The organism is Microbacterium sp. GXF6406 (assembly GCF_054798215.1).
Genome location: NZ_JBSJZH010000038.1, coordinates 1 through 5,520, shown reverse-complemented (window position 1 = coordinate 5,520; position 5,520 = coordinate 1). Strand labels below are relative to the sequence as shown.

Annotated in this window: 3 rRNA genes; all 3 read right to left on the bottom strand. The window is 54.2% G+C overall.

What is annotated here, in order from left to right:
* Positions 1-7 precede the first annotated feature (7 nt).
* Positions 8-124, bottom strand: a 5S ribosomal RNA gene (gene rrf / locus ACWAUG_RS13325).
* 115 nt (positions 125-239) lie between these two features.
* A 23S ribosomal RNA gene (locus ACWAUG_RS13320) occupies positions 240-3,349 on the bottom strand.
* Between the two features lie 390 nt (positions 3,350-3,739).
* Positions 3,740-5,266: ribosomal RNA gene (locus ACWAUG_RS13315) — 16S ribosomal RNA — on the bottom strand.
* Together the 16S, 23S and 5S rRNA genes form the textbook arrangement of a ribosomal RNA operon.
* Between the last annotated feature and the right edge of the window lie 254 nt (positions 5,267-5,520).

The following is a 5,520-nucleotide window of genomic DNA, read 5'->3' as shown; positions in this document are numbered from 1 at the left end:
AAAAGAAGTTCGGCGGTGTCCTACTCTCCCACAGGGTCCCCCCTGCAGTACCATCGGCGCTGTGAGGCTTAGCTTCCGGGTTCGGAATGTAACCGGGCGTTTCCCTCACGCTATGGCCGCCGAAACACTATTGATGTTTCAACAAAAACACATAACAAAGACATTGCTATGTAGTCCTCGACCGTACATCGAGAACCACTCAGTGGACGCGGAGCATCAAACCCTCTCGGATTCGAAGTGTTATCAAGTCATCGGCTTATTAGTACCAGTCAGCTGCATGCATTACTGCACTTCCACATCTGGCCTATCAACCCAGTAGTCTAGCTGGGAGCCTCTCACCCACAAGGGGCATGGAAGTCTCATCTTGAGGCCGGCTTCCCGCTTAGATGCTTTCAGCGGTTATCCATCCCGAACGTAGCTAATCAGCGGTGCTCCTGGCGGAACAACTGACACACCAGAGGTTCGTTCAACCCGGTCCTCTCGTACTAGGGTCAAATCCTCTCAAACTTCCTACGCGCGCAGCGGATAGGGACCGAACTGTCTCACGACGTTCTAAACCCAGCTCGCGTACCGCTTTAATGGGCGAACAGCCCAACCCTTGGGACCTACTCCAGCCCCAGGATGCGACGAGCCGACATCGAGGTGCCAAACCATGCCGTCGATATGGACTCTTGGGCAAGATCAGCCTGTTATCCCCGAGGTACCTTTTATCCGTTGAGCGACAGCGCTTCCACAAGCCACTGCCGGATCACTAGTCCCGACTTTCGTCCCTGCTCGACCTGTCAGTCTCACAGTCAAGCTCCCTTGTGCACTTACACTCGCCACCTGATTGCCAACCAGGTTGAGGGAACCTTTGGGCGCCTCCGTTACTTTTTGGGAGGCAACCGCCCCAGTTAAACTACCCACCAGGCACTGTCCCTGAACCGGATCACGGTTCGAAGTTAGATATCCAATATGACCAGAGTGGTATTTCAACAATGACTCCACCATAACTGGCGTCATGGCTTCACAGTCTCCCACCTATCCTACACAAGCCACACCGAACACCAATACCAAGCTGTAGTAAAGGTCACGGGGTCTTTCCGTCCTGCTGCGCGTAACGAGCATCTTTACTCGTATTGCAATTTCGCCGAGTTCGTGGTTGAGACAGCTGGGAAGTCGTTACGCCATTCGTGCAGGTCGGAACTTACCCGACAAGGAATTTCGCTACCTTAGGATGGTTATAGTTACCACCGCCGTTTACTGGGGCTTAAATTCTCAGCTTCGCCTTGCGGCTAACCGGTCCTCTTAACCTTCCAGCACCGGGCAGGCGTCAGTCCGTATACATCGTCTTGCGACTTGGCACGGACCTGTGTTTTTAATAAACAGTCGCTACCCACTAGTCTCTGCGGCCACCACACCCTTTCCGGAGCAAGTCCGTATAAGTGGATGGCCCCCCTTCTCCCGAAGTTACGGGGGCATTTTGCCGAGTTCCTTAACCACGATTCTCTCGATCTCCTTAGTATTCTCTACCTGACCACCTGAGTCGGTTTGGGGTACGGGCAGCTAGAACCTCGCGTCGATGCTTTTCTCGGCAGCATAGGATCATCCACTTTTTATCCGCATCGTGTCTCAGCCTGTATGAGTCGCGGATTTGCCTACGACTCGGCCTACACACTTGCACCAGGACAACCATCGCCTGGCATGGACTACCTTCCTGCGTCACACCTGTTAATACGCTAACCGCACCAGCATGGGGTCGTACGCTAGGCCCACACGCCATCACCCGAAGGATCCGGTCACGTGGGATTCAGATACTTAGCACCACTGGATTAGCTTGGGCGGTTCTTCGCCGGTACGGGAATATCAACCCGTTGTCCATCGACTACGCCTGTCGGCCTCGCCTTAGGTCCCGACTTACCCAGGGAAGATTAGCTTGACCCTGGAACCCTTGGTCTTTCGGAGGACGTGTTTCTCACACGTCTTTCGCTACTCATGCCTGCATTCTCACTCGTGTAGCCTCCACGGCTGGTTCACACCGCCGCTTCGCTGGCCACACGACGCTCTCCTACCCATCAATACGGCTGGACCACGAAGGCCTACCAAAAATATCAATGCCACAACTTCGGTGGCGTGCTTGAGCCCCGTTACATTGTCGGCGCGGAATCACTTGACCAGTGAGCTATTACGCACTCTTTCAAGGGTGGCTGCTTCTAAGCCAACCTCCTGGTTGTCTAAGCAACTCCACATCCTTTTCCACTTAGCACGCGCTTAGGGACCTTAGATGGTGGTCTGGGTTGTTTCCCTCTCGACTATGAAGCTTATCCCCCACAGTCTCACTGCTGCGCTCTCACTTACCGGCATTCGGAGTTTGGCTGACGTCAGTAACCTTGTAGGGCCCATCGGCCATCCAGTAGCTCTACCTCCGGCAAGAAACACGCAACGCTGCACCTAAATGCATTTCGGAGAGAACCAGCTATCACGAAGTTTGATTGGCCTTTCACCCCTATCCACAGCTCATCCCCTCAGTTTTCAACCTAAGTGGGTTCGGTCCTCCACGCGCTCTTACACGCGCTTCAACCTGGCCATGGATAGATCACTTCGCTTCGGGTCTAGGACATGCGACTGAATCGCCCTATTCAGACTCGCTTTCGCTACGGCTACCCCACACGGGTTAACCTCGCCACATATCACTAACTCGCAGGCTCATTCTTCAAAAGGCACGCTGTCACACCTACCAGGGGTGCTCCAACGGTTTGTAAGCAAACGGTTTCAGGTACTATTTCACTCCCCTCCCGGGGTACTTTTCACCTTTCCCTCACGGTACTTGTCCGCTATCGGTCATCTGGGAGTATTTAGGCTTATCAGGTGGTCCTGACAGATTCACACGGGATTTCTCGGGCCCCGTGCTACTTGGGATACTCTCCACGCCAGAACACGCATTTCGACTACGGGGTTGGCACCCTCTATGACCGGCCTTTCAAGACCGTTCGTCTATACGCTTCTGTAACGTCGCCACCTCGGCAGAGATGACTGGTGAGTCCCACAACCCCGAACATGCAACTCCTGCCGGATATCACACACACTCGGTTTAGCCTGATCCGGTTTCGCTCGCCACTACTAACGGAATCGCGGTTGCTTTCTCTTCCTGTGGGTACTGAGATGTTTCACTTCCCCACGTTCCCTCTACCCGCCCTATATATTCAGGCGGGAGTCACTAGGTCGGCACGCCGCCCAGCGGGGTTTCCCCATTCGGACACCCTCGGATCAAAACTTGCTTATCAGTTCCCCGAGGCTTATCGCAGATTGCTACGTCCTTCTTCGGCTCCAGATGCCAAGGCATCCACCGTTTGCTCTTAAAGACTTGAAATCACATGAGTTCGAATCGTCAAAAAATTGACTAATGATCTTTAAGATCATCTTTCACAACACAAACCCGAAGGTTCATGCTGAAGATGCTCGCGTCCACTGTGTAGTTCTCAAAGTACGGGCGGTCCCTTCCCCGCAACCAACCAAAGTCGGAAACAGCAAAAGGGCCTGAGGTTCGTCAACACCAGAAACCTGGCGCATCCGGTCCCTCAGGACCCAACAGCGTGCAGACACCACATCCCCACAAATCCCCGTTCCAGCCACCGAAGTGACGTACTAAAAAACCTGCGCATCCGTGATGCCATGTCAAATGTTCCACCCATGAGCTCCCAGCGAAGAACATACGCCTTCGAACTGGGTTCTGGACTCCGAAGAGTCAGATGCTCCTTAGAAAGGAGGTGATCCAGCCGCACCTTCCGGTACGGCTACCTTGTTACGACTTAGTCCTAATTACCGATCCCACCTTCGACAGCTCCCTCCCACAAGGGGTTAGGCCACCGGCTTCAGGTGTTACCGACTTTCATGACTTGACGGGCGGTGTGTACAAGACCCGGGAACGTATTCACCGCAGCGTTGCTGATCTGCGATTACTAGCGACTCCGACTTCATGAGGTCGAGTTGCAGACCTCAATCCGAACTGGGACCGGCTTTTTGGGATTCGCTCCACCTCGCGGTATCGCAGCCCATTGTACCGGCCATTGTAGCATGCGTGAAGCCCAAGACATAAGGGGCATGATGATTTGACGTCATCCCCACCTTCCTCCGAGTTGACCCCGGCAGTATTCCATGAGTTCCCACCATAACGTGCTGGCAACATAGAACGAGGGTTGCGCTCGTTGCGGGACTTAACCCAACATCTCACGACACGAGCTGACGACAACCATGCACCACCTGTTTACGAGTGTCCAAAGAGTTGACCATTTCTGGCCCGTTCTCGTATATGTCAAGCCTTGGTAAGGTTCTTCGCGTTGCATCGAATTAATCCGCATGCTCCGCCGCTTGTGCGGGTCCCCGTCAATTCCTTTGAGTTTTAGCCTTGCGGCCGTACTCCCCAGGCGGGGAACTTAATGCGTTAGCTGCGTCACGGAATCCGTGGAATGGACCCCACAACTAGTTCCCAACGTTTACGGGGTGGACTACCAGGGTATCTAAGCCTGTTTGCTCCCCACCCTTTCGCTCCTCAGCGTCAGTTACGGCCCAGAGATCTGCCTTCGCCATCGGTGTTCCTCCTGATATCTGCGCATTCCACCGCTACACCAGGAATTCCAATCTCCCCTACCGCACTCTAGTCTGCCCGTACCCACTGCAGGCTGGAGGTTGAGCCTCCAGATTTCACAGCAGACGCGACAAACCGCCTACGAGCTCTTTACGCCCAATAATTCCGGATAACGCTTGCGCCCTACGTATTACCGCGGCTGCTGGCACGTAGTTAGCCGGCGCTTTTTCTGCAGGTACCGTCACTCTCGCTTCTTCCCTGCTAAAAGAGGTTTACAACCCGAAGGCCGTCATCCCTCACGCGGCGTTGCTGCATCAGGCTTCCGCCCATTGTGCAATATTCCCCACTGCTGCCTCCCGTAGGAGTCTGGGCCGTGTCTCAGTCCCAGTGTGGCCGGTCACCCTCTCAGGCCGGCTACCCGTCGACGCCTTGGTGAGCCATTACCTCACCAACAAGCTGATAGGCCGCGAGCCCATCCCCAACCGAAAAATCTTTCCAAACGTTGACCATGCGGCCACGTCTCGTATCCAGTATTAGACGCCGTTTCCAGCGCTTATCCCAGAGTCAGGGGCAGGTTGCTCACGTGTTACTCACCCGTTCGCCACTGATCCACAAGAGCAAGCTCCTGCTTCACCGTTCGACTTGCATGTGTTAAGCACGCCGCCAGCGTTCATCCTGAGCCAGGATCAAACTCTCCGTAAAAAAGAAATGCATACGAACACCGGAATAAGGTGAACGCAGCGAGTTTGATGCTGACCAAAGAGATAAATCATTGCTGACTATCCGTTGCCAACCATCCGAAGACAGTTGGTCTTTGATCCAAAGGAATTCTCATCCAGTCCGAAGACCGACGAGGAATAATTTGGCATTTGACAAGTGCACGCTGTTGAGTTCTCAAGGATCGGATGCTCCCACGACCCAGCCTCACGACCAGGCCCGAAGGGCAACTTCTCTAT